We start from the raw sequence: 23,522 nt of genomic DNA, 5'->3' as shown, positions 1-23,522 counted from the left end.
CCGGCGCGGGTGCCCTCCGTGATACCTCAATGGGCGCAGAGCAGCGCGACCGGCGGGCGGGCAAGCAGCGAGGCGGTGACACCGCCCAGCACCAGCTCGGCAAGGCGCGAGCGGCTATAGGCGCCCATGACGATGAGGTCGGCACCGAACGCGGTGGCTTCCTCGACGATGGCAGTACTGGGGGAATTGCTCTCGACATGGCGGTGGGTCGCCTTGATGCCGTGGGTGCCGAGGAAATCGGCCAGTTTGGCGCCGGAAGCGTCCGGAACCCTGCCGTTCTCGCCGACGGTCAACACTTCCACCGCGTCCGCGCCCGCAAGAATCGGCAGGGCGAAGCGCACGGCATGTCCGGCTTCACGCGAGGGCTTCCACGCGATCAGCACCTTGCCCACGCGGGCAGGCACCGGCTTGCCCGTCGGCACCACCACGACCGGCGCATTGCAGGCGAGCGCCAGGTGTTCCGGCATCGTCGCGGCGAGGTCGTCGTCGACCGTGCCTTCCGGCGTCTCGCTGACCACGGTGAGATCGGCGAAATTGGTGGCCTCGCGCAGCTCCGGCGTCACCTCGCCCTCGACCACCACCCAGTCGCCAGTCACGCCGGCGGCGGCGATCGCGGCGTCGAACCTGGATTTCAGGCCGGCTTCCTTTTCCTTGGCCTCGCGCATGATCTCCTTGATGTAGATCGCGAGCGCGCGGCCGACGCGCGGAACGCCGGCCGGATAGAGCGTGTAGACCGCCTTGAGGGTGGCGCCGTTTTGGCGCGCGAGCCCGACAGCGAAGGCGAGGCGGTCGTTGAAGCCGCTATCGGGAGCGGCGTGAAGAAGAATGGTGCGGAGAGACATGGGCCTACTTTCCTGCGACGGACGGAGCGTTTCCAGCAACCTTGGGTAATGTCAGTGACGCTACGTCATTTTGGTCAGTCGACAATCGGGGAAAACACGACCCAAAGGTCTCCGCCGAGCCATTCAACCGCTTTTCGGTGTGCGGTGCATCACGAGCGCGCGATGGTGTCTTTGGTTGGCTTGTTATCGTTTAGAGCCTTACTAAGCTGGCCTTCCGCTGACGTCGGGTCAGCTTGTTCAGGGAGCCTGTTTCATGAAATTCCGCGTGCTCGCAGCCGTCGCTGCCGTTTCGCTGGCCAGCTATGCCACGGCGGTGGTGGCGCAGTCCGACGTCATCAAGCAGCGCGAGGGCCTGATGAAGGAGTGGGGGCAGGCGACCCGTCCGGTCGGCGCGATGCTCCAGGGCAAGGCCCCGTTCGAGCTCGCTCCGGTGCAGGCTGCGCTCGACGTTTATGTGAAGAATGCCGCGACGTTACCAACCCTGTTCCCCGAGGGCTCGCAGGCTGGTAGCGACGCGCTGCCGGCGGTGTGGGAGAAGAACGCTGAGTTCAAGGCGCTGTTCACCAAATTCGCGGCCGACGCCAAGGCGGCGCGCGCGGCGATCACCGATGAGGCGAGCTTCAAGGCGAACTTCCCGGCCGTGGTGCGCTCCTGCGGCGGCTGCCATGACACGTTCCGCGCCAAAAGCTGATCGCGCCATAAGCTGCGGCATCGAAAGCTGACGGGTTTTCCGACATGTCCTCCACTCCCGCGACCCAGGCGAGCGTTCTCGCCTGGGATCTGCCGACCCGCCTCTCCAAATGGATGCTGGCCGCCCTGGTCGGACTCGCCTTCGCGACCAAATATTACGGCGACGAGACGCTGGTCTGGCACATGCGAAACGGCCTCGCGATCCTCGTCGTGCTGGTCTTCCGCCTGCTCTGGGGGGTGGTCGGCGGCAGCACGGCGCGCTTCGCGGGCTTCCTGCGCGGGCCGGGGGCAGCGATGTCCTATATCGGGTCGCTGCTGCGCGGGAGGCCGCAGCATTATCTCGGTCACAATCCGGTCGGCGGCTGGATGGTGATGGCGCTGCTCGCCGTGGTGGGCGCGCAGGCGCTCACCGGCCTGTTCACCACCGATGACATCATGGTCGACGGGCCGATGGCGCTTGCCGTGGACCCGGATATCGTGTCGCGGGCCTCCGCCCTGCACGGCCAGATTTTCGAAATCCTGCTCTGGCTAGTCGGGCTGCATGTCGCGGCGAACCTCGCCTATTCGCTGTTCGGCAGTGATAATTTGATCCTCGCCATGCTGAGCGGGCGCAAGCGGCCCATGGCGTTCGTCGACCGCGCGCCGGCGACGCCGGGCTCTGTGTTGCTCGCGCTGGCGTGCCTTGCGGCCGCAGCGGGCGTCGTTTTCGGCGGCATCTGGCTCGCGGGCGGCGACCCGTTTCCATGAGCCGTCACGTTACGCGTCAGGACTCTTGCTGAGACTCGCCCATCGTGCTCCAAGGCGGCCATGAACGCGGCAAAAGGCATTGCGCTGCAGATCGGCGCAACCTTCCTCTTCACCATCATGGCAGCGCTGGTGCGCATCGTGTCGGGAACGGTCCCGACCGGCGAGGTGGTGTTCGCGCGCTCCTTCTTCGCGCTGTTCCCGCTGCTGGCGCTGCTCGCCTGGCGCCATGAGATCAGCGCGGCGGTGCGCACCGCCAATCCGGTGGGCCATATCGTGCGCGGGACCATCGGCGTCACCGCCATGGGGCTGAGCTTTGCCGCGCTGGCGCGTATTCCGCTCGCCGACGCCACCGCCATCGGTTTCACCGCGCCGCTGATCACGGTGGCACTTGCCGCGATGCTCCTGCACGAGAAGGTGATGCTTTATCGCTGGGCGGCGGTCGCCGTCGGGCTCGGCGGCGTGGTGATTATGCTGTGGCCGCACATGGGCGAGGGTTTCGACACGGTGGAGAGCGTGATCGGCGCAAGCTGCGCGCTGCTCGGTGCCTTCTTCACCGCCGGCGCCATGGTGCAGGTGCGCCGGCTGACCGCGACCGAAACCACTGCGGCGATCGTGTTCTATTTTCAGGCGCTGGCGGCGGTGGCGGGGCTGGCGACGGCGGCCTGGGGCTGGCGCCTGCCGAGCCTGTTCGAGGCGGGGCTGCTGGTCACCATCGGTGTGGTGGGCGGCATCGCGCAGATCCTGCTCACCGAGAGCTATCGCTATGCGCCGGCCTCCGTGGTCGCACCCTTCGCCTATTCGGCGATGCTGTGGTCGCTGCTGCTCGGCTTTTTCCTGTTCGCGGAAGTCCCGCCGCTTCTGGTGCTGCTCGGCGCGCTGATCGTGATCGGCGCCGGCCTCTATGTGCTGTGGCAGGATCGCCGGAAGGCCGAGGCGCTGGCACGGGCAATGGCCGATTCCACCACCCCTTCCGGCCCCTCGGTCTGACCGGTTCAGAATGCCTTGAAGGTGATGAGCGTGCGCGTGTCCTGGATGCCGGGCACGGAATGCACCTTCTGGTTCACGAAATGGCCGATATCCGTGCCTTCCGTGACATAGAACTTCACGAGAAGGTCGAACTCCCCGGCGGTGGAATAGATTTCCGAGGCGATTTCGGCATCGGCGATGGCGTTGGCCACCTCATAGGAGCGGCCGAGCTGGCATTTGATCTGCACGAAGAAGGGGACCATTTCGGAATTCCGGGCCGGTTCAGGTGCGCCAAAGGAACAGAAGCCGGGCGCGGGCGCAACCCCTCGGTGCCAGCCTCCGCCCGGGCGCCTTGCAAGGGCCGGCAGCTTCGCCTATGCGTCGGTCAACGATCGCGTTGGGGTGCCCGCAAGGGCTGAGAGGCCGGCGTCGGCGGCAGAGGCCGCAGGCGCGCAGCCAACCCACGAACCTGATCCGGGTCATGCCGGCGGAGGAAACGGATCGCGCGCCGCGGGGCCTTGCCGCGCCCGGTCCGCACCCGGCCTTCCCGGTCAAGGGAGAGCGCCTGATGAACGCCAAGACGTCTATCGCGGTGACCATTGCGGGCTCGGATTCCGGCGGCGGCGCCGGCATTCAGGCCGACCTCAAGACCTTTTCGGCGCTCGGGGTTTACGGCGCGAGCGTCATCACCGCGCTCACCGCGCAGAACACGCTCGGCGTCACCGGGATCCACGACGTGCCGCCGGCCTTCATCGGCGCGCAGATCGACGCCGTGTTCTCCGATCTCAAGGTCGACGCGGTGAAGATCGGCATGCTCTCGCGCCCCGAGGCGATCGAGGCGGTGGCGGCGGGACTGGACCGACACGGGCTCACGACGGTGGTGCTCGATCCGGTGATGGTCGCGGCGTCTGGCGCGCGGCTGCTGGTGCCCGAAGCGGTGGAATCGCTGCGATCCTCCCTGCTGCCGCGCGCGCTGGTGATCACGCCAAACCTGCCGGAAGCCGCCGCGCTGCTCGACGACGAGACCGCCACCACGCTGCCCGCGATGCGCCGGCAGGCGGAGCGCCTGATCGCCATGGGGCCGAACGCGGTGCTGATCAAGGGCGGGCACGGCGAGGGGCCGGAGAGCATCGACGTGCTGCTCGACGCGGAGGGCGTGCTGGAGCTTTCCGCCCCGCGTCTTGCCACCCGCAACACCCATGGCACCGGCTGCACCCTGTCCTCGGCCATTGCGGCGGGGCTCGCCAAGGGATTGCCGCTGCGGGCGGCGGTGGAGGCGGCCAAGGCGTATCTTTCCGCCGCCATCGGCGCCGCCGACCGGCTGGAGATCGGGAGCGGCCACGGGCCGGTGCATCACTTCCACGCCTGGTGGGGGTGAGGCGGGCGATGGCGCGCCTCGCAACGTACCCGGCTTCCTGATATCGAGGCGCGGTCTTTTTCTCCCGAGCCCCGCATCGTGCCCGTCCTCGCCCCGCGTCACGCCATTGCCGCCGTTTATGTCGGCCTGTTCTTCGGCATCGGCGTCTACATGCCGTTCTTCCCGGTGTGGCTGCAGGCGCGCGGTTTCGATGCTTCATGGATCGCCTTCGCGCTCGCCGTGCCGATGGCGGCGCGGCTGTTCACCATGCCGCTTGGCGGACTGATCGCGGACCGAAGCGGGCGGCCGCGCGCGACGCTCATGCTCTACGCGCTGGCGACCGCGCTGTGCTTTGCCGGCGTGGCGCTGGCGCCGAGCACGGCGACCATGCTGATCGCGCTGGCGCTCGCCACCTGCTTCTGGCAGCCGAGCCTGCCGGTGATCGACGCCTATGCGGTGTCGCGGCGCAAACTCGGGCAGCTGGATTACGGCCGGGTGCGGCTGTGGGGCTCGCTGTCCTTCATCGGCGGCAACATGGCCGGCGGCCTGCTGCTGGGGCTTCTGCCGGGCGACGCGGTGATCTGGTTCATCGTCGCCGGCGCGCTGGTCACGGCGGGGGCTTCCGCGCTGCTGGAGGAAGCGCCGCTGGCGCCGCGCGGCGCGCGCGCCGAGAAGGCCAGCGTGACCGCCATCCTCGCGATCGGCATCGCGGCGGCGGCGCTGGTGCAGGGCTCGCATGGCGTGCTGTACGCCTTCGCCTCGGTGCACTGGCGCGCTCTCGGCTATTCCGATGCCGTGATCGGTCTGCTGTGGGCGGTCGGCGTGCTCGCGGAAGTGCTGCTGTTCCGGGTCGGCACCCGCACCACCGCCCGCCTCGGGCCGGAGCGGCTCCTGATGCTTGGCGGCCTTGCCGGGGTGCTGCGCTTCGGCGCGATGGCGCTGGAACCGCCATTGCCGCTGCTGGCCGGCCTGCAGATGCTGCACGGGCTGACCTTCGGCTGCACCTATCTCGGCACGGTCGAACTGGTGGCGCGCCACGCGCCGGCCGGGCGGCAGGCGGGCACGCAGGCGCTGGCCTCCTGGGCGACGGCAATCGTGATGACCGGGACGATCCTGCTGTCCGGCCCGCTCTGGACCCTGTTTGGAGCGGGGGCGTTCTACACATCGGCGCTGATGGCGCTCGCGGGTGCGGGTCTCGCCTTTGCCGCCTGGATGCGACCTCAGCCCCAGAGCGCGGCCTCGGGCGGATAGACCAGGCTGCCTTCATAGACGAGGCCGGGCGCGCGGTCGTGCGCCAGCAGCAGCGGGCCGTCGAGGTCGACGAAGCGGGCCTGCCCGGCCAGCAGCAGCGCCGGCGCCATGGACAGCGAGGTCGCGACCATGCAGCCGACCATGAGGTCGAGCCCCGCGCCGCGCGCAGCCTCCGCCAGGGCCAGCGCCTCGGTGAGGCCGCCGGTCTTGTCGAGCTTGATGTTGATCGCGTCGTAGCGTCCGATGAGGCGGGGCAGGCCGGCGCGGTCATGCGCGCTCTCATCGGCGCAGATCGGGATCAGGTGAGGCACGCGCTCCAGCAGCGCATCGTCCCCTGCGGGCAGCGGCTGCTCCACCAGCCTCACGCCGGCTTGGGCGCAGGCTTCCATATTGTGCATGAGATTGCCGCCATTCCAGCCCTCATTGGCATCGATGATGAGAGCGGCCTCCGGCACGGCGGCGCGGATGGCGTCGAGCCGGGCGATATCCTCATCGCCGCCAAGCTTGAGCTTGAGCACCGGACGGGCCGCCTCGCGCGCGGCCCGCGCCATCGCCTGCGGCGTGTCGAGGCTGAGCGTGTAGGCGGTGACCACCGGCGAGGGCGCCGGCACGCCGGCGAGCGCATGGGCGCGCAGGCCCGCGCGCTTGGCCTCAAGGTCCCAGAACGCGCAGTCGAGCGCATTGCGCGCGGCGCCGGCCGGCATGCGTTGCTGAAGCGCGGTCCGCGTCAGCCCCTGCGCCACTGCGGCCGCCATGGCCCCGATCGCGGCCGCGACGCCCTCCACGCTCTCGCCATAGCGCGCATAGGGCACGCATTCGCCGCGCCCGACGATGCCATCCGCATGAATCTCGGCCACCACAACCACGGCCTCGGTTTTCGAGCCGCGGGCGATGGTGAAGCTACCGCGGATCGGAAAGCGTTCGACGCGGACATGAAGGCGGGGGGATGGGTTGTGCATGGCGACCGACCGAGATGCGCCGCGAATCGCTGCGGCGTCCGGTCACGATAAAGCCAGCCGGCGCGGCTGTCCGGCCGTCACAGGGAAAGCACACTCTGCGCGAGATGATATGGTTTACCCATCATGATACCATTATCAAAGCCAATGACCTCGACAGAGCGGAAGGCACAGGGTTAAGAAATTACAGACGATTTGGCGTTGGCCGGTCTCTGTCGCCTCCGCCCGGCGATCCTGTGCCGGGTGCAGCGCGCGGAAAGTTCGAAGGGAGCCGATTTTGGGGGCTGCTGAAGCACCGCTTCTCGCCACGGCGCGCCATGGCCGGGAACTGGTGTTCGTCGGCAACGGCCGATGGATTGCCGCGCAAAGCCTCGCCTTGGAGGAGGCGGTACGCCTCGGGCTGGCCGAGCTGGAAGCCGGCCCGGTCGAGGCGGCGCGCGTCGACCTGTCCGGCGTGCGCAGCTTCGATACGGTTGGCGCGGTGCTGGCTGACCGGCTGGTGCGCGCGCTCGAAGCGGCCGGCGTCCGGCCGCACGTCGTCGGGCTGGAGCGCCGCTTCGAGCCGCTGCTGGCCGAAATATCCCATGGCTGCCATCAGGTGCCGCCGGAGGTGCGCCACATCAACCCGGTGATCGGCGGCCTGCGCGTGGTCGGCCGCACCATGGTCGACGTTCTCGCGGACAGCCGGCTGTTCCTCAGCTTCATCGGCGCGGTGACGGCGTCGCTGCTGCGCGTGCTGGTGCGGCCGCTGACCTTCCGCTGGACCTCGATGGTGTTCCATCTGGAGCGCACGGGGCTCAGGGCGGTGCCGATCGTGGCGCTGATCACCTTCCTGATCGGCTGCATCATCGCCCAGCAGGGCATCTTCCATTTCCGCAAGTTCGGCGCGACCACCTATGTGGTCGACATGGTCGGCATCCTCACTTTGCGCGAGTTGGGCGTGCTGATCGTCTCGATCATGGTCGCCGGCCGATCGGGGAGCGCCTTCACCGCCGAGCTTGGCTCCATGCGCATGCGCGAGGAGGTCGACGCGCTGCGGGTGATGGGCTTCGATCCCAACGAGGTGCTGGTGCTGCCGCGCCTTGTGGCGCTCATCATCGCGGTGCCGCTGCTCACCTTCCTCGGCAGCATGTGCGCGCTGTTCGGCGGCGGGCTGGTGGCGTGGCTCTATGGCGGCATCTCGCCGGAAATCTTTCTGGCGCGGCTCAAGGAAGCCATCTCGATGAACACCTTCGAGGTCGGCATGATCAAGGCGCCGTTCATGGCGGCGATCATCGGCCTCATCGCCTGCATGGAGGGCATGCGGGTCGGCGGCAGCGCGGAATCGCTCGGCGCGCACACCACCGCATCGGTGGTGAAGGCGATCTTCCTGGTGATCGTGGTGGACGGCCTGTTCGCCATGTTCTTCGCCGCGATCGACATGTAGGGGCGCGGCGATGCAGGTGAACGACACATCCGCCCCCACCCGGTCTGCCGCCCGCATCGCGCCGGCGACGGAACCGATCATCAGCGTGCGCGACGTCGTGGTCGGCTTCGGCGACCGCATCATTCTCAATGGGCTCTCGCTCGACGTGATGAAGGGCGAGATCCTCGGCTTCGTTGGCGCTTCGGGCGGCGGCAAGTCGGTGTTGACGCGCACCATTCTCGGGCTGGTGCCCAAGCGTTCGGGCACGGTCGAGGTGTTCGGGCAGGACCTCGACACACTGAACTTTGCCGAGCGGCGGGCGTTGGAACAGCGCTGGGGCGTCCTGTTCCAGCAGGGGGCATTGTTCTCCTCGCTCACGGTGAAGCAGAATATCCAGTTCCCGATGCGCGAATATCTCCAGATGTCGCAGCAATTGATGGACGAAATCACCATCGCCAAGGTTGAGATGGTGGGTCTCCAGCCGGACGTCGTGTCCAAGTTCCCCTCGGAACTTTCCGGCGGCATGATCAAGCGCGTCGCGTTGGCGCGCGCCTTGGCGCTCGACCCGGAAATCCTCTTCCTCGACGAGCCGACTTCCGGCCTCGACCCCATCGGCGCCGGCGAATTCGACGACCTGATCGCCACGCTGCAGCAAACTTTGGGCCTGACCGTATTCATGGTAACGCACGATCTGGACAGTCTCCACACGGTCTGTGACCGCATCGCCGCGCTCGGCGAGGGCAAGGTGATCGCGGTCGGGCCGATCGAGACCATGATGGCGTCGCGCCATCCCTGGATCATGTCCTATTTTCACGGCAAGCGGGCACGGGCAGCCGGCTTCGGAACCGAAGGGCGTCGCTGAGACCGGATCATGGAAACACGCGCCAATTACACGATCATCGGCCTGTTCACGCTCATTGTGGTGGGTGCGGCCTTCGGCTTCGTCTGGTGGTTCACCGGGCAGGGCAGCCGCGGCCCTCGCACCGAATATCAGGTGATCTTCAGCGGCCCGGTGAAGGGCCTCCAGACCGGCTCCGGCGTCACCTTCAACGGCATTCCGGTCGGCGAGGTCATGAAGCTCTCGCTCGACAACACCGATCCGCGCAAGGTGATCGCCACCATCGCGGTGCAGCCCGGCACGCCGGTGAAGTCCGACACGACCGCCACGCTCGATTCGCAGGTGCTGACCGGACTTGCCTCGGTCGGGCTCGCCGGCGGCTCCAGCAATGCCGCTCCGCTTCCTGCGCCACCGGATGGACAGTTGCCGACCATCGACGCCGATGCGTCGGCGGTGCAGGACGTGATGCAGGGCGTGCGTCAGGTGATGGGCCGCGTCGACGACATTGCGCGCCGGATCGACATCCTGCTGAGCGACAATCAGGACAAGATCAACTCGATCATCGACAACGTCGACAAGTTCAGCGCCGCCCTCGGCAAGAACGCCGACAGCATCGACGGTCTCGTCAGCGATGTCAGCAGTGCGGCGCGGCGCATCGACCAGCTCGCCACCAATCTCGACAAGACCGTCGCGGCGGTTGATCCCGACAAGGTGCGCGCCACGGTGAACGATATCAACGCCTTCACCGGGCGGCTCGACGGCATGGCGACCAAGGTCGACACCATCCTCGACAATGTGAACGCCATGACCACCAGCGAGGAAGGCAAGGGCATGTTCGCGCAGATTTCCGGCGCCGCCGAGGAAGTGCGCAAGCTGGCCTTCAATCTCGACGCGCGCACCGCCGAGCTGTCGAAGAACCTGAACCAGTTTACCGGGCCGGGCCTGCGCCAGTACGAGGCGCTGGCGGCGGACGGGCGGCGCACGCTGGCCGAGATCGAGCGGGTGTTCCGCAATCTTGAGCGCAATCCCCGCCAGTTCATCTTTGGCGGCTCGTCCGTTCCCAGCTACAGTGGCCGGTGAACATGGGGCGTTTGAGGGAATCGGGCAGGGGCATTCGCGTGAATTTTGACAGGGCATGCCGCCGGTCGGCAGGCATCGGACTGACGATGGGCGCTGCGCTGCTTCTCGGTGGCTGCGCGTCGGTGCTCGGCAGCAAGCCGGTGCCGACTTTCGACTTGACCGCGCCGACCGATTTCCGCGCGCCGCGCGCGGGTCGGGGCCAACTGGTCGTCGCCGCGCCCACGGCGTTGCAGGTGCTCGACACCCAGCAGATCGTGGTTGAGCCGGCGGCGGGGCAGATCAACTATCTCGGCGGCGCGCAATGGGCCGACAGCCTGCCGGCCCTGTTCCAGGCGCGGCTGATCGAATCGTTCCAGAACGGCAGCCGTGGCTCATCGGTCGGGCGCGCGAGCGACGGCATCGTCGCGGAGTACGCGCTGCTGACCGACATCCGCGCTTTCGGGCTCCAGACCTTCCAGGGCAACGAGGCGGTGGTCGAGGTGTTCGCCAAGATCGTGCGCGCTTCCGATGGCCGCATCATCGGCTCGCAGCTGTTCACGGCGCGGGCGGCGGCGAGCGGCACGGCCGGCCCCGAGGTCACCCGCGCGCTGGATGAGGCCTCCGACCAGGTGTTGGTCGAACTGGTCGACTGGGCCTCACGCCGCTTCTGAGCGGTTCGCCGGCCGGGAGACGACATGGAAGGGCCCCTCGCGGGGCCCTTTTTCGTTCGGGTGCCGAGACGTCCTGCGGCCGGGTTTGCGCCACCGCGCGCGCCAACAAAAAGGGCCCCGTCGGGGGCCCTTTTCAGTTTCGCCCTGGAGGAGGGGCGCCCGGCTCGTCCCGCCGTCAGTCGAAGCGACCGGCGGCGTGGGCGAGCAGAGTGTAGACCTTGCCGGTGTCCGACGTCAGGTAGGTCCGGGTCATCTCCTGACCGCGATCGTCGCGCGCCACCTGTTCCAGCAGACGCTCGAACTCGACGATGTAGCGGTCCACCGTGTCACGGAATTCGAGGTCGCGCCGATACTTGCGGCGGATTTCCTCAAAGGTCTGCTGGCCCTGCATGGTGTAGAGCCGGCGGGTGAACACGTTGCGCTCGCCCTTCTTGTAGCGCTCCCACAGGTCGACGGCGGCCTCGTGGTCGATCATCCGGGCGATGTCGAGCGAGAGCGAGTCGAGCGACTCGATGGTGTGGTGCACCGGGCGCTCGGCCTGTCCGCCGCGCGCCTCATTGCCCCGCGCCGGAGCGCGGGACGAGGCGGGGGCGAAGGACTGGCCGTCGCCGTCGGAGGCGCGGGCGAGCAGGTCGGAGAGCCAGCCGCTCTGCTGGCCTTCGCCGCCGCGTGCGGACGGGTTCGCGGACGCGCCTTGGGGCGGACGACGGGCCGGTGCCTGCTGCGGCGCCGGCTGGGCGGCCGGACGACGCGCGGGCTCATAAGGCGACGGCGCAGGCTGGCGCGAGGCAACCGGCGCGCGCGCGGGCTGCTGCGCCGCGGGAGCGGCGGGACGGGCCGGCGCCACCATTGCGGCCGGACGGGCAGCGGCCGGCTGGACAGCGGGCTTGGCGACCGCCGGCTTGGCAGCGACGGGCTGCGGCGCCGGCTGAGGCCGGACCGGAGCGGCGGCCACCGGGGCCGGGGCGGGCGCGGCCGGCATCGCGGGAGCCGCAACGACGGGTGCCTGGGCCGGAGCCGCCGGAGCCGGAGCGGCCGGAGCCTTGGCCCGGGCGGGCTCGGCATCGAAGGCGCGGCCGTGGCGGGCCACGATCTCGTTGAGTTCGGCCAGCGCCTTGATCTGCTCGGCGACGGTGCGGCGCATCGCGGAAGCGCTGGCCTCGGTCTCCTCGGGCAGTTCCATCACGCCGCGCTTGAGCTCCTCGCGGGTGGTCTCCAGCACGCTGTGAATGTCGGCGGCGGAGGCGCGCAGCTCCTGCGTGGCGCTGGTGAAGCCCTGATTGGCCTGCTCCATGAGCGTCTTCACTTCGCTGACCGCCTGCTCGTAGGTGGCACGGAGCTGGGTGAGGGTGCGCTCGCGCTCGGCATCGGCGGCGGCGCGGATCTCTTCCTGCTGCTTGACCAGCGTGGAGGTGGAGCTCTGCGCGGTCTCGACGATGGCGCGGGAGATTTCTTCGGCGCGGCTCTCTGCCTTGCCGAAGGTCTCCTCAAGCCGGCTGGTGTACTGCGCGACGCGCCCGTCCAGCTCGGAGGTGCGGGCGTTGATCTGCTCGGCGAGGGCGAGAAGGGCTTCGTGGCGCCCACCCAGCGTCTCATCGAGATTTTCATGCGCCGAGCCGAGCGCGGTCGCGACCGATGTGATGATGCCGGCCTGCTCGTTGAAGCTCTGGCTGAGCGAGGCGACGTCCTGAAGCACCTCGGTCGAGACCGAGCGCAGGTTGCGGATCTGCTCGTCCATGCGGCTGGAGGCGAGGCGGCTGGCCTCCTCGACATTTTCCACGGTGGAGTGGAACGAGCCGAGGCGGTCGGTGATCGCGCTTTCGATCGCCGCGAGATTGGCCGAGGAGCCGGCGAGCACGTCCTGAAGCTGCACGTTGACGCTGCCGAGCCGCTCCAGCAGCGCGGAGACATCGTTGGTCAGCGCGTCGTTGGTGGCGGTGATTTCCGCGACGGCGGTACGTCCGCTCTGGGCGATGGCGTCCACCAGGCCCGAACCGCGCCCGTCGAGGGCGGCGGTGAACTCTTCGCCAAGGCGCTGGAGCTCGGAGGAGGCGTAATCCGTGGTCTGGCGGGCGGCATCAACGATGGAGGTGCCACGGCCTTCCAGCGTCGCAGCGAGGTGGTCGCCGAGGCGCTGGAGTTCGGAGGAGGCGTAATCCGTGGTCTGGCGAGCGGCATCGACGATGGAGGTGCCGCGGCCTTCCAGGGTCGCGGCGAGTTCGTCGCCGAGGCGCTGAAGCTCGGAGGAGGCATATTCCGCGGTCTGCCGCGCGGCGTCGACGATGGAACTGCCGCGACCCTCAAGGTTGGCGGCCAACTCCTCGCCGAGACGCTGCAGCTCGGAAGAGGCGTATGCCGTCGACTGGCGGGCGGCCTCCACGATGGTGTTGCCGCGCCCGTCGAGCGCCGCGGTCAGCTCGTCGCTGAGACGCTGCAGCTCGGAAGAGGCGTATTCCGTCGACTGGCGGGCGGCCTCCACGATGGTGTTGCCGCGCCCGTCGAGCGCCGCGGCCAGCTCGTCGCTGAGACGCTGAAGCTCGGTGGAGGCGTAATCCGTGGTCTGGCGGGCGGCGTCGATGATCGAGCTGCCGCGCCCGTCGAGCGTCGCGACGAAATTGTCGCTGACGCGCTGGAGTTCGGCAGAGGCAAACTCGGCGGTCTGGCGGGCGGCGTCGACCATGGAGCTGCCGCGCCCGTCGAGCGCCCCGACGAATTCCTCGCTAACGCGCTGGAGCTCGGTGGAGGTGAACTCCGCCGTCTGGCGGGCGGCGTCGACGATGGTCGAACCCCGCTCGTCCAGCGCACGCACGAAGGTCTCGGTGAGCTGGGCGAATTCGGCGGAGGTGACGCTGGACGTCTGGCGCACCGCATCGACCAGAGTCGAGCCGCGGCCGTCGAACTCGGAGATGAGCGCGTCGCTGGCGCGGGCGATCTCGTCGGCGACCTGGCTGCTGACCTGACGCACGGTTTCGACGAGGTTGGAGCCGCGCCCGTCGAATTCGGTCAGCAGATTGTCGCCGGCACGGGCGATCTCCCCGGTGACCTGGGTACTGATCTCGCGCAGGGCGGTGACAACGTCGCCGCTCTGGCCATTCAGATGGGTGAGCAGGTCGTCGCCGACGCGGGCGATCTCGGTCGCGGTCGCGGTCGAGGAGCGCTGGAACGCATCAAGAATGTCGGCGGTGCGGGCTTCGACCGTGCCGAGCACATCCTCGCTGAGGCGGTTGAGCTGCTCGGCGCGTCCGCCGGTCGCCGCTTCGAAGGCCGAGACGATGACTTCGGAGCGCTGCTCCAGCGTGTGCAGCAGGTCCTCGCTGGCGCGCATCACGTCCTCGATCGCCCCGTTGCGGGTGGTGTCGAGCGCGCGGACCAGATTGTCGCGATGGTCGTCAATGGCCGTCAGCAGGTCGCCGCTGGCGCGGGTGATCTCGGTGGTGATGCCGATGCTGCGGTCTTCCAGCGCGGTGAGCAGGCCATTGCCGCGCTCGTCCATGATCCGCGCGATTTCCTCGGTGCGCTGGTCGAACAGGGTCGAGACCTCGCCGGCGCGGTCGGCGAGCGTGCGGCTCACATTGTCGACCAGCGAGGTGAGGCTCTCCTCGATGCCGCCGGCCTCGTTGCGAAGCTGGCCGGCCACGGCGCCGATGCGCTGGCCCAGCAGGTCGGCCATGGCGGCGCCACGCACCTCCACCGAGGTCGCGACGCTTTCGATGCGGCCGACGACGGTCTCCTCGAAGCGGTTGACGCGGGTATCGAGGCTGGCGGCGATCTCGGCGGCGCGGTTGGCGAGCACGCGGTCGGCCTGCTCGATGCGCTGCGAGAGCTGGTCGGTCACGGCGCCGGCGCGGTCCTCGAAGAAGTTGGTGAGGACGTCGAGCGAGCGGTTCATCGCGTCATTGGCGTTGCGGGCGCCATCGGTGAGGGTGCGGGCCGCAAGATCCATGCGGTCGCTCATCGATTCGGTCACCGCCTGCGCGTGCTGGCTGAAGAAGCCGTCCAGCACGTCGAGCGATTTCTCCATCGCCTCGGTGGCGAGACGCGCGCCCTCGCTCATGGTCTGGGCGAACTCGGTGGTGCGGCCGGCGAGCGTCTCGTTCAGCCCCTCGACGCCGCGGTCGAGCACGCCTTCGATATTGGCGAGGCGCAAGTCGAGCGAGGAGGCGATCTGCTCGGTCTTGATCGTCACCTTGTCGTCGAAGCCGGAAAGCGAAAGGTCGATTCCGCGCGAGATGGTGTCGACCTGCTCGTTGATGCGCATGACGATACCGTTACCGTGCGTCTGGAGCACAGTGTCGAAATCGCGCAGGCCGTCGACGATCTGGCGGCCAAGCATGGCGGAATCCGCGCCGATACGATCGGCAAGTTCGCCGCCGCGCACCGACAGCGTTTCTTCCAGCGCCTTCAGGCGGCTGTTGAGCATTTCGCGGACGGCGTCGCCCTTGTTGCCGATCTCGGTGGACAGGCCCTCGGCAGTGTCGCGGAACTCCTCGGTGACGCGGGTGCCGCGCGTGGTGATGGTCTGCACCGCTTCTGCGCTGATCTGGGCGATCTGGTCGCTCAGGGCGTTGCCGCGATAGGCGAGGTCCTGCGACAGGCGCTCGGCGGATTCCGCGAGTGCATCGTGCACGTCGGCGCCGGCATGGGAGAGCTGGTGGACGACGCGCTGGCCGGTCTCGCCCAGCAGGCGCTCCAGCTCGCCGCCGCGCACCGCGATGGTCTCGTAGATGCGATTGCCGGTGTCGGCGATGCGGTCTGCGAGGTCGTCGCCGCGCACGGTGATGGTCTCGGCGACGCGCGAGCCGGTTTCCTCCAGCTTGCGCACCACGTCGCCGCCGCGCACCGACATGTCGAGAACCAGCGCTTCGCCGGTGCTTTTCAGGGTCTGGTTCACCTCGGTGGCCCGGACCGCGATCTCGTCGGCAAGGCGCGTGCCGGTGTTGACCAGCGCGTCGGTGATTTCGTCGGAACGGGCGGTGAGCGTCTCGGTGAGGTTGACCGTGGTGGCGGTGAGCTTCTCGCCCATCTCCTCGGTGCGCGTGGTGACGACGTTGGAGAGCTCGGACGCGGTCTCAAGCAGTCGGGCGCCGATCTCGTCGGTGCGCGCGGCCAGATTGGTTGTGAGGTCGGCGGTGACCCCGGACAGGCGGGTGGTGATCTCGTCGGTCTGGGTGGTCAGCGTCGTGATCAGGTGCTCGCTGGCATCGGAGAGGTTGGTGTTGACCTCGGAGCCGGTGGCCTGCAACCGGTCGATCAGATCGCCGCCCTTGTCGGTGAGGGCGTCGATGATGGTGTCGCCCACGCGGCCGAGCGCCAGCGTGATGTGCTCGCCCTTTTCGGAGAGCGTGCCGGTCACGCGGTCGGCGGCCTCCATCACCGTCGAGTTGATGCGCTCGCTCACCCCGTCCACCTCGTGGGAGAACGAGTAATGCGCGCTGGCGATCGCCTCGCGGATGTGGTCGGCGTGGCTGAGGATGCTCTCGCGCTCGTGCTGGAGGCGCTCCAGCAGGTTGCGCATGCGGGCCTCATTCTCCTCATAGGCCTGTTCGAGGACCGAGACCTCGCTGCGGACCATGGCCTCCAGCTCGCCGGCGCGGGCGATGGTGCGCTCCATGCCGTCGCCGATGGAGGCGACCTCGCGGCGCACCACCTGCCCGACATTCACCACGTCGTCGGTGGCGACCGGTGACGGCTCGGCAAGGCGCATGGCGACCTGCGCCATGGACTGCGCGACCATCCGCATTTCCTGCATGCGCCGGACCATGGAGCCGAGCACGAAGAACAGGGCGGGCGGCACGGTAAGGCCGGCGACCAGCGCCAGCAGCGAGGGCGAGCCGAGAAGAGCGCTGAATGAGCCCGGAGTCGCGGACAGATTGGTGTAGGTCAGCAGCGCGCCCGCGCCGACCCACGCCGCCGAGGCAGCCGCCGCGACGACATAGGGGGTGGAGGAAGGACGGCGCTGCAGCGCGCCCAGAAGCTGGCCGATGGTCTGGCGGTCGTCATTGGCGGCAGGATGGCTCGGCGCCGACGGGCGCTTGGCGGCCTTGCGGGAGCGCTTGGGCTCCTCCTCGACCGGCGCCGCGGCAGCCGGAGCCGGGGGCGCAACGGGAGCGGGAATGACGGGGGGGAGAGCGAAATCCTCGTCCTGCGGCGCGGCCGCAGCGGCGGCCGGCGCGTCGTCGAGTTGGTCGGCGACGGCGGCGAATTCGCGCTCGAAGTCGAAATCGACCTGGTCGGGCGAGGGCAGCTCGATCTCGGGCGCCGCGGCCACGGGTTCCGCCTCGCCGGGAAGGACGACTTCGGGGGCCTCGTCGATATGGCCGAACAGGTCGCTCTCGGTGAGGAAGGGCACGCCCTGGTCCGAGCCGAGTTCATCGTCGAAGTCCGAGCGCGTGCGCACCTCGATGCGCGGCGCCAGCGGCTCGCGCGCCGGGGGCAGGTCGAAATCGTCGCCGGGCTGGTGTGCCGCGTCGTCGTCCTGCGTGTTCAGGTCCAGGCTCAGGGCTTCCTCGATGGCCGACAGGGCGGCCTCCGCGGGATCCTGATAAACCTTCTTCGTGCTCGTCGACATCGGCCTTAGCCTCCGGTCCGTACGCTACTCCGACCGGCTGACGCCGTCGGGCCGGGGTTGTGAGGGACCCACCTGCCTGGCCTTGCCGGATAGGATCCGGCGCCGGGAAACTCCCCGAGGCGCAAAGCGAGACAATGTCAGTCCACCGCAGCTTTATCCTACGCTCTTGCGCTCAAAAAATGGAACTGGGGTTAACGGGCGTCTTGACGTTATCGTTAACGGGCTGTTCACCATGCCGGTTAACGAACGATTCGGCTCCGTAGCAAAGCTGACGGCGGGCGGGTTTCCGCCCCGATGAGGTGCTGGCATTCGCGGGCGGGGGTCGCTATCTAGAAGACCTCACCTTGTAGTCCTTCAAGTTTGTTCAAAATCCGGATGCCATGCCCAAGGTTACCTATATAGACGCCGCCGACGTCTCGCGGACGGTGGAAGCCCCCGTCGGTTCCACGGTGATGGAGGCGGCGATCCGCAACGGCGTGCCCGGCATCGATGCCGAATGCGGCGGCGCCTGCGCCTGCGCGACCTGCCATGTCTATGTCGACGAGGCGTGGGTGGCGGCGACCGGCGAGCCGGGGCCGATGGAGGAGGACATGCTCGACTTCGCCTCCGACGTGAAGCCGACGTCGCGCCTCTCCTGCCAGATCAAGCTTACCGACGCGCTGGACGGGCTGGTGGTGCGCACGCCCGAACATCAGGGCTGAGGCAGCGCCTGCCTATTCGCGTGCCTTGGGCTCCTCGTCCTTGGTCTTTTGCGGCAGCAGACCGGACGCGACGTCACTGAGCGCCGGGGCCGGCAGGGCGGCGAAGGGCAGGGGACGGGTCACCTCGATGGCGGCGAGGCCGAGCCGGGCGGTGAGCAGGCCGTTGACCACGCCTTCGCCGAGCCGCGCCGAGAGCTTCGCCGCGATGCCGTGGCCGACCACCTGCTGAATCAGCGAATCCCCCGCCGCCATGCCACCGGTGACCGCAAGATGGGCGATGACCTGCCGGAACAGCCGGATCATGCCGAGCGCGCCGGGCCGTCCACCATAAAGCAGGGCCAGCCGCCGGATCAGGCCGACGGCGGTGATCAGCACGAAGAACAGATCCACCGCGGCGCGCGGCGACACCGCCGTAACCACCGAGACGCGCTTGGCGGCGGACGACACTAGCGCGGTCGCTTCCGCATCGAGCGGGGCCATGAGATGGCGCTCGGCGAGGCGCACCAGATCGGCGCCGTCGATGATCTCTCCCAGATGTCCGGCCAATTCAGTGCGGGCGCGGAACAGACGCGGCGAGGTCTTGGCCAGCGCGATCAGTTCCTGCGTGACCGCCTCGGCGCGCGGCCGGTCGTCCTTTTCGATGGCATAGGCGGCATCCTCGCGCAGCTTGTTGAGCGTGCGCAGGCGCATCAGCCCGAAGATTTCGCGCCCGAGAATGACCAGGCTCGCCAGCACAAAAGCGCCAGCGAAGGCGAGGCCGGTATAGCCCAGCCAGTCGGCGCGGGCGAACAGGTCCTCGATCAGCTTTGAGACGGCGAGGCCGAGCCCCATGCTGACAAGGCCGCCGAGCCCGGTCCAGAACAGCGCACCCCAACGCGAGCTTTTGGGCGGCGGGACGGGCAGCGCGATTTCCTCGACCGTCTCGGGAAGCTGCGGAGCGGGGGTCACGACCACGGCGCCGCGCGGGGCGGGGCGGCCGTCTTCCGCCAGCACGACACCGGGATCGTCGAGACGGAACGCCTGCGGGCGTCGAGGGGTGCGCTCGTTCATGTGCTCACTTCAGCCGGTCACCGATCAGGAATTCCATGGCCCGATCGAGGCGGATATGGGGAATCGGCAAAGGCAGTCCGGCGGCATTGCGCTCCACCAGCGGCGGCCGGAAGCGCAGGAAGCGAAAATCGCCGCCATCGGCCTCCGACAGGCCCTTGAAGCCGAGCTTGGGATCGAACAGCGCCGCCGGGCTTTCCGGCAGATCACCGGGAAACACCGCAGCCTCGGCGAGGCCATCGAACTGGTCCGCGCCATATTGCCCGGCTTCCGGCACGCCGATGATCGCCGGCAGGCTGTTGCGGCCGCGCTTCACATCGGCCTCACGGGTCGCGCGAACGGCCGAAAGAGCCACGACGTCGATCTCGGCGCCCGCACCTTCCGCCCGCGCCAGTGCTCGCTCGACCAGGCGGCGCAGGATCGCCTCCAGCCGGTCATGGCTGCCATGGTGCAGATGATCGGCCTTGGTCGCGGCGAACAGCACGCGCCCGATGCGGTGGCGGAACAGAGCGGAAAGCCAGGAATTGCGGCCGGTGCGGAACGCCGCGAGGATACCGTCCAGCGCGGCTTCGAGGTCGGCCAGCGCCGCCGGGCCGGCATTGAGCGCGGTGAGCAGGTCGATCAGCACGATCTGCCGGTCGAGGCGGGCGAAATGATCGCGGAAGAACGGGCGGACCACCCGGTCCTTATAGGCCTCGTAGCGCCGCTCCATCATTGCGGCGAGCGAGTTGGGCGGGGCGGCATTGCCCTCATAGAGGTCGATCGGCGCGAAGGTGAGCGCCGGCGAACCGGCGAGATCCCCCGGCATCAGAAAGCGCCCGGGCGGCAAAAGGCTCATCGAGACCTGCTCGGCACGGCAGGCGGCGAGATAATCGGTGAACAGCGAGGCCAGCCGCCGGGCCTCGCCCTCATCGGCGGGCGCTTCCGGCTCGACATGGTTCATGGCGTCCAGGAACGGTGCCGCCAATGCGCGGCGGGCCGGGGCGCGGGCAAGGCGGAGGCTCTCGGCGGCGAAATCGGCATAGGAGCGCTCCAGCAGCGGCAGATCGAGCAGCCACTCGCCGGGATAGTCGACGATGTCGAGGGTGAGCGTGTTCTTGCCGCCGCGGGCGGGGGCATAGTCGATGGCGAGGCGCAACTCGCTGATGCGGCTGGTGGATTCCGGCCAGCGCCGCTCGTCGACCAGCGTCGCGAGATGCCCCTCATAGTCGAATCGCGGCACGGCGTCGTCCGGCTGCGGCTCCAGCCGCGCCCCGGCGATCCGTCCCTCATGCATGGCGCGGAACACCGGGAGCCGGCCGCCGCGAGTCAGCGCGTGGATCAACGCGGTGGTGAACACGGTCTTGCCCGAGCGCGACAGGCCGGTAATGCCCAATCGCAAGGTCGGGCTGGTCAGTTCCTCGGCGCGGTCCAGCAATGTCAGCGCGGTGAGGCGGGCCTCGTCGATCAGGCTGTCGTACCAGGACGGCAAGGGCTCAGTCCTCCGACAGGCCAAGCGAGCGCGGCGTGACGAAGCGCTCCAGCCGCCCGCTGCCGGGCTCGATATCGGCCCAGTTCGCAGCATCGAAATCGATCACGGCAAGCGCGCCGGTCGGGTACTTGCCCGGCATCAGCGCACGCTCGGTGCGCGACAGCAGGTGCGCCGCAAGCTCTTCCATGCCGGGATTATGGCCGACCAGCAGCAGCGGCGACACGTCGCCCTGCCGCCGGATCACCCCCAGCAGGCGCTCGGCGGGCGCTTCGTAGATCGCCTCCTCATAGGCCGCGGGCGGCTCGTTCTGCCAGGCCCCCAACACATGCGCCCAGGTTTCCAGCGTACGCCGCGCGGGGGACACCAAGACGCGGGACGGCGCCAGCCCTTCGCGCGCCATATAGGCGCCGAGAGCCGGGGCCGCACGGCGCCCGCGCGGCGCCAGCGGCCGGTCGCGGTCCGCCACACCGACAGGCCAGGCCGATTTCGCATGGCGCAGAAGCAGAAGACGAAGCATGGGTCGGGCGCTCGATCGTGGGAGGGCGGGCGGAACTGCCATCATCATATAGGGAGCCGCGCGGCAATTGTGCGAGCCCCGCGGCGGCGCATCGGCCCAAAGTGAAAAAGGCGGCGGAAACGAAGGCTTTACGACAACGTGACTTTTCGGCAACCACAGGCGGACGAACGTGATGTAATAGATGTCATGTCGTGCTCGATAGGGTTGGGTGAGATGCGGTCGTTCGGGTTTGGTCTTGTTGTTGTCGCGGGTGCCCTGGGGTTTGCCTCCATGGCACAGGCTGCCGATATGGCGGCGGTCGAGCCCATGGTGGTGAAGGCCGAGCCGACGCTTGATCGCCAGTGGACGCTGACGCTCGGCGCCTATCTCAAGGTGCAGCCCGAATTCATGGGCTCGGACGATTACGAGTTCGCCGCCTCCCCGATCTTCAGCATCACCCGCGCCGACCGCCTGAGCCGGTTCCAGAGCTATATGGACCGCCCCAGCATCGCGCTGTTCGACAATGGGGTGTTCGAGGCCGGTATCTCTGGCGCCATGGTGTGGAAGCGCGATTCCAGCGACTCCAACAAGCTGCTCGGCCTGTCCAGCATTGATTACGCCTATGAGGCCGGTGGTTACCTGCAGTGGTATCCGGCCGATTGGCTGCGCCTGCGCGGCGAAGTCGTGTACGGTTTCGGCGGCTATGAGGGCGTGGTGGCGAATTTCGCGGCCGACGCGATCTATTTCTCGGATTATTTCGGCGGCATGACGCTCTCCGCCGGCCCGCGCCTCACGCTGGCCAGCTCGGGCTTCGTGGACACCTATTTCGGCATCACGCCGGCAGAATCCGCCTTGGCCACCGCGCTCGGCAACAGCCTGACGCCCTATGAGGCCGGTGGCGGCGTCTATTCGGTGGGCTTCGGCGGTCAGATCGTGAAGCGCTTCACCCCGAACATCACCGGCAAGGTGTTCGCCGAATACGAGTACCTGACCGGCGATGCCGCCGACAGCCCACTGGTGGTGCAGAATGGCGACCGCAACCAGTTCCAGGCCGGCGTGGGCCTGTCCTACACCTTCTTCCTCGGCTTCGAGTGAGGCCGGGGCGGACCGCGAATCGCGCGGTCCACCGGGACGTTTCCACGATATTCAGGGTTTGATGGGCGCGCTCCCTCGGGGGCGCGCCTGTTTTTTGTCCTAGGCGATCGCGTCATCCTACCCGCGCGGGCCGGGTTCGCGCCGGGAATGGCCTGTGGGTCGGCGACGGTGCGGCGCCGAAATTTCCGGCTTCCCGTTCATTTTCCGCAGGTTGCGTTGGGCAACGCGATCGTTGCGGCGGCGCGCGCGTGGGTGCTCGCTTTTGCCGCGCAAGCTGCTGAAAAATCCGGCATTTCATGTCGTGTGGATGACAATCAGAACAGTTGTACGGGGCAAGGGATGAGAATATAAGCTCGGCGCGAGAGGGCACCCCCCGGAACACGAGGACGAAGGCCGATGTCGGTTGTAATCGACGAGGAGTATCGCCCCCGAGAGGACGAGCCTTTCATGAACGAGCGGCAGCGGGAGTATTTCCGCCAGAAGCTGCTCCAGTGGAAGGACGACATCCTGCGCGAGGCGAAAGAGACGCTTCAGCATCTTCAGGACGAGAACCAGAACCACCCCGATATCGCCGATCGGGCATCTTCCGAAACCGACCGCGCCATCGAGCTGCGAGCCCGCGACCGCCAGCGCAAGCTGATCGCCAAGATCGACGCGGCTCTGGACCGCATCGACGACGGTTCCTACGGCTATTGCGAGGAAACCGGCGACCCGATCTCGCTCAAGCGGCTCGAAGCCCGTCCGATTGCCACGCTGTCGATCGAGGCGCAGGAACGCCACGAGCGCCGCGAAAGGGTCTATCGGGACGACTAATTCTGGTGGAGTGGCCGGCTCGGCTCGGAGCCAGCGGATAGAAAAAGGCGGTCCTGCCGGTCTGGCAGGGCCGCCTTTTTTCGTGGGGTCGGCTCAGTTCCGGCGCGGGCGGCCGAGAATATTGGCCATTTCCAGCTCGAAGCTGTCCTCGGCCGTCACCGTGGGGATCGGGGCGGGTGAGGCGGCTCCGGCCGAAGCGGGCGTGGCATTAGGCGGCAGCACCTCGGGCGGGGCCTCCTTGGGTGACGTTTGGCCCGCGCCCGAGCTTTCCGGCGGCAGGATTTCCGGCACGGGGATTACCGGAGCGGCAGCTTCCGCCGTGAAGGGCCTTGGCGCGTCGATGACCGGGGGCTTCGTCGCCGGGGATGCAGCGCTCACTCGCTCCGGCGCGCCGGGCAACGGCCGGCGGAGCGTCTCTTCCAACTCCTCGACCATGCCGGCGAAGAACGGATCGAGCTTCACCGCGACGCGGGGCGCGCTGGCTTCCGGGGCAGGGTCGGAGCGGCGAGGAAGCTCGCGCTCCTGCATGGGCGGGCGCGGGGCCGGGGG

Annotated in this window: 19 protein-coding genes, 1 pseudogene and 1 riboswitch; of the genes and pseudogenes, 12 read left to right on the top strand and 8 right to left on the bottom strand. The window is 68.4% G+C overall.

Going from position 1 to position 23,522, the window contains the following annotated elements; all coding sequences use genetic code 11:
* Positions 1 to 26: 26 nt before the first annotated feature.
* Positions 27 to 842: a universal stress protein gene (locus VRZ77_RS06340; RefSeq protein ID WP_414591820.1), complete on the bottom strand. Its 816-nt coding sequence runs from the start codon at positions 840 to 842 to the stop codon at positions 27 to 29.
* 253 nt (positions 843 to 1,095) lie between these two features.
* On the opposite strand from VRZ77_RS06340, the gene VRZ77_RS06335 reads away from it, so the two are divergent.
* The 3 genes from VRZ77_RS06335 to VRZ77_RS06325 are packed head-to-tail and all read left to right on the top strand — an operon-like array spanning position 1,096 to position 3,266.
* Positions 1,096 to 1,533 (top strand): c-type cytochrome, encoded by a 438-nt coding sequence (locus tag VRZ77_RS06335; protein ID WP_414591819.1) that lies wholly within the window; start codon positions 1,096 to 1,098, stop codon positions 1,531 to 1,533.
* A gap of 44 nt (positions 1,534 to 1,577) precedes the next feature.
* Positions 1,578 to 2,279, top strand: coding sequence for a cytochrome b/b6 domain-containing protein (locus VRZ77_RS06330; protein WP_414591818.1), 702 nt, complete (start codon positions 1,578 to 1,580; stop codon positions 2,277 to 2,279).
* 60 nt (positions 2,280 to 2,339) lie between these two features.
* Complete coding sequence (locus VRZ77_RS06325; RefSeq protein WP_414591817.1) at positions 2,340 to 3,266, top strand: DMT family transporter; 927 nt, start codon at positions 2,340 to 2,342, stop codon at positions 3,264 to 3,266.
* A 5-nt stretch (positions 3,267 to 3,271) separates the two neighbouring features.
* Here VRZ77_RS06325 and VRZ77_RS06320 read toward each other — a convergent pair whose 3' ends face one another.
* Positions 3,272 to 3,508: an Lrp/AsnC ligand binding domain-containing protein gene (locus VRZ77_RS06320; RefSeq protein WP_414591816.1), complete on the bottom strand. Its 237-nt coding sequence runs from the start codon at positions 3,506 to 3,508 to the stop codon at positions 3,272 to 3,274.
* Positions 3,509 to 3,640: 132 nt separating this feature from the next.
* Positions 3,641 to 3,744, top strand: a riboswitch (TPP riboswitch).
* Between the two features lie 69 nt (positions 3,745 to 3,813).
* On the opposite strand from VRZ77_RS06320, the gene thiD reads away from it, so the two are divergent.
* Together thiD and VRZ77_RS06310 are read left to right on the top strand one after the other, a co-directional pair.
* Complete coding sequence (gene thiD / locus VRZ77_RS06315) at positions 3,814 to 4,623, top strand: bifunctional hydroxymethylpyrimidine kinase/phosphomethylpyrimidine kinase (protein ID WP_414591815.1); 810 nt, start codon at positions 3,814 to 3,816, stop codon at positions 4,621 to 4,623.
* A gap of 78 nt (positions 4,624 to 4,701) precedes the next feature.
* Complete coding sequence (locus VRZ77_RS06310) at positions 4,702 to 5,853, top strand: MFS transporter (protein WP_414591814.1); 1,152 nt, start codon at positions 4,702 to 4,704, stop codon at positions 5,851 to 5,853.
* Here the strand turns inward: VRZ77_RS06310 and dgcA are convergent.
* Positions 5,823 to 6,812: an N-acetyl-D-Glu racemase DgcA gene (dgcA, locus tag VRZ77_RS06305; protein ID WP_414591813.1), complete on the bottom strand. Its 990-nt coding sequence runs from the start codon at positions 6,810 to 6,812 to the stop codon at positions 5,823 to 5,825. The two genes, VRZ77_RS06310 and dgcA, sit on opposite strands and share 31 nt — an antisense overlap.
* 274 nt (positions 6,813 to 7,086) lie before the next feature.
* On the opposite strand from dgcA, the gene VRZ77_RS06300 reads away from it, so the two are divergent.
* The 4 genes from VRZ77_RS06300 (at position 7,087) to VRZ77_RS06285 (ending at position 10,782) form a co-directional block, all read left to right on the top strand.
* Positions 7,087 to 8,235 (top strand): MlaE family ABC transporter permease, encoded by a 1,149-nt coding sequence (locus VRZ77_RS06300; RefSeq protein WP_414591812.1) that lies wholly within the window; start codon positions 7,087 to 7,089, stop codon positions 8,233 to 8,235.
* A 16-nt stretch (positions 8,236 to 8,251) separates the two neighbouring features.
* The gene (locus VRZ77_RS06295) at positions 8,252 to 9,076 is read left to right on the top strand and encodes an ABC transporter ATP-binding protein (protein WP_414591811.1); all 825 of its coding nucleotides are present in this window, start codon (positions 8,252 to 8,254) and stop codon (positions 9,074 to 9,076) included.
* A 9-nt stretch (positions 9,077 to 9,085) separates the two neighbouring features.
* Entirely contained in the window at positions 9,086 to 10,132 is a 1,047-nt protein-coding gene (locus tag VRZ77_RS06290) for an MlaD family protein (RefSeq protein ID WP_414591810.1), read from the top strand.
* Between the two features lie 86 nt (positions 10,133 to 10,218).
* On the top strand, positions 10,219 to 10,782 hold the full coding sequence (locus tag VRZ77_RS06285) for an ABC-type transport auxiliary lipoprotein family protein (protein ID WP_414591809.1): 564 nt from the start codon (positions 10,219 to 10,221) through the stop codon (positions 10,780 to 10,782).
* Between the two features lie 175 nt (positions 10,783 to 10,957).
* On the opposite strand, the gene VRZ77_RS06280 is transcribed toward VRZ77_RS06285, so the two are convergent.
* A complete protein-coding gene (locus tag VRZ77_RS06280; RefSeq protein ID WP_414591808.1) occupies positions 10,958 to 17,350 on the bottom strand; it encodes an apolipoprotein acyltransferase in 6,393 nt (2,130 codons plus the stop codon).
* 380 nt (positions 17,351 to 17,730) lie between these two features.
* Here VRZ77_RS06280 and VRZ77_RS06275 point away from each other — a divergent pair, with 380 nt between their 5' ends.
* Positions 17,731 to 18,051, top strand: a complete 321-nt coding sequence (locus VRZ77_RS06275) for a 2Fe-2S iron-sulfur cluster-binding protein (protein ID WP_414591807.1) — start codon at positions 17,731 to 17,733, stop codon at positions 18,049 to 18,051.
* A 12-nt stretch (positions 18,052 to 18,063) separates the two neighbouring features.
* Here VRZ77_RS06275 and VRZ77_RS06270 read toward each other — a convergent pair whose 3' ends face one another.
* The 3 genes from VRZ77_RS06270 to VRZ77_RS06260 are packed head-to-tail and all read right to left on the bottom strand — an operon-like array spanning position 18,064 to position 21,086.
* The gene (locus VRZ77_RS06270) at positions 18,064 to 19,101 is read right to left on the bottom strand and encodes a YcjF family protein (RefSeq protein WP_414591806.1); all 1,038 of its coding nucleotides are present in this window, start codon (positions 19,099 to 19,101) and stop codon (positions 18,064 to 18,066) included.
* Positions 19,102 to 19,105: 4 nt separating this feature from the next.
* The gene (locus VRZ77_RS06265; protein WP_414591805.1) at positions 19,106 to 20,569 is read right to left on the bottom strand and encodes a YcjX family protein; all 1,464 of its coding nucleotides are present in this window, start codon (positions 20,567 to 20,569) and stop codon (positions 19,106 to 19,108) included.
* Positions 20,570 to 20,573: 4 nt separating this feature from the next.
* A complete protein-coding gene (locus VRZ77_RS06260) occupies positions 20,574 to 21,086 on the bottom strand; it encodes a SixA phosphatase family protein (RefSeq protein WP_414591804.1) in 513 nt (170 codons plus the stop codon).
* Positions 21,087 to 21,356: 270 nt separating this feature from the next.
* On the opposite strand from VRZ77_RS06260, the gene VRZ77_RS06255 reads away from it, so the two are divergent.
* Positions 21,357 to 22,160 (top strand): MipA/OmpV family protein, encoded by an 804-nt coding sequence (locus VRZ77_RS06255; RefSeq protein ID WP_414591803.1) that lies wholly within the window; start codon positions 21,357 to 21,359, stop codon positions 22,158 to 22,160.
* Between the two features lie 396 nt (positions 22,161 to 22,556).
* Positions 22,557 to 22,973, top strand: coding sequence for an RNA polymerase-binding protein DksA (gene dksA / locus VRZ77_RS06250; protein ID WP_414591802.1), 417 nt, complete (start codon positions 22,557 to 22,559; stop codon positions 22,971 to 22,973).
* A gap of 93 nt (positions 22,974 to 23,066) precedes the next feature.
* On the opposite strand, the pseudogene VRZ77_RS06245 reads toward dksA, so the two are convergent.
* A pseudogene (locus VRZ77_RS06245) lies at positions 23,067 to 23,522 on the bottom strand (hypothetical protein); the annotation flags it as partial.

Source organism: Ancylobacter sp. G4_0304 (assembly GCF_047501495.1).
GTDB lineage: Bacteria > Pseudomonadota > Alphaproteobacteria > Rhizobiales > Xanthobacteraceae > Ancylobacter.
The sequence above is the reverse complement of the archived record's forward strand: the minus strand, read 5'-3'. Positions and strand labels throughout refer to the sequence as shown.

What these genes read in the sequence shown, in the direction of transcription:
- VRZ77_RS06340 (WP_414591820.1), bottom strand. Translation starts at nt 842, where the DNA reads ATGTCTCTCCGCACCATTCTTCTTCACGCCGCTCCCGATAGCGGCTTC.
- VRZ77_RS06335 (WP_414591819.1), top strand. Translation starts at nt 1,096, where the DNA reads ATGAAATTCCGCGTGCTCGCAGCCGTCGCTGCCGTTTCGCTGGCCAGC.
- VRZ77_RS06330 (WP_414591818.1), top strand. Translation starts at nt 1,578, where the DNA reads ATGTCCTCCACTCCCGCGACCCAGGCGAGCGTTCTCGCCTGGGATCTG.
- VRZ77_RS06325 (WP_414591817.1), top strand. Translation starts at nt 2,340, where the DNA reads ATGAACGCGGCAAAAGGCATTGCGCTGCAGATCGGCGCAACCTTCCTC.
- VRZ77_RS06320 (WP_414591816.1), bottom strand. Translation starts at nt 3,508, where the DNA reads ATGGTCCCCTTCTTCGTGCAGATCAAATGCCAGCTCGGCCGCTCCTAT.
- thiD (WP_414591815.1), top strand. Translation starts at nt 3,814, where the DNA reads ATGAACGCCAAGACGTCTATCGCGGTGACCATTGCGGGCTCGGATTCC.
- dgcA (WP_414591813.1), bottom strand. Translation starts at nt 6,812, where the DNA reads ATGCACAACCCATCCCCCCGCCTTCATGTCCGCGTCGAACGCTTTCCG.
- VRZ77_RS06290 (WP_414591810.1), top strand. Translation starts at nt 9,086, where the DNA reads ATGGAAACACGCGCCAATTACACGATCATCGGCCTGTTCACGCTCATT.
- VRZ77_RS06285 (WP_414591809.1), top strand. Translation starts at nt 10,219, where the DNA reads ATGGGCGCTGCGCTGCTTCTCGGTGGCTGCGCGTCGGTGCTCGGCAGC.
- VRZ77_RS06280 (WP_414591808.1), bottom strand. Translation starts at nt 17,350, where the DNA reads ATGTCGACGAGCACGAAGAAGGTTTATCAGGATCCCGCGGAGGCCGCC.
- VRZ77_RS06275 (WP_414591807.1), top strand. Translation starts at nt 17,731, where the DNA reads ATGCCCAAGGTTACCTATATAGACGCCGCCGACGTCTCGCGGACGGTG.
- VRZ77_RS06270 (WP_414591806.1), bottom strand. Translation starts at nt 19,101, where the DNA reads ATGAACGAGCGCACCCCTCGACGCCCGCAGGCGTTCCGTCTCGACGAT.
- VRZ77_RS06260 (WP_414591804.1), bottom strand. Translation starts at nt 21,086, where the DNA reads ATGCTTCGTCTTCTGCTTCTGCGCCATGCGAAATCGGCCTGGCCTGTC.
- VRZ77_RS06255 (WP_414591803.1), top strand. Translation starts at nt 21,357, where the DNA reads ATGGCACAGGCTGCCGATATGGCGGCGGTCGAGCCCATGGTGGTGAAG.
- dksA (WP_414591802.1), top strand. Translation starts at nt 22,557, where the DNA reads ATGTCGGTTGTAATCGACGAGGAGTATCGCCCCCGAGAGGACGAGCCT.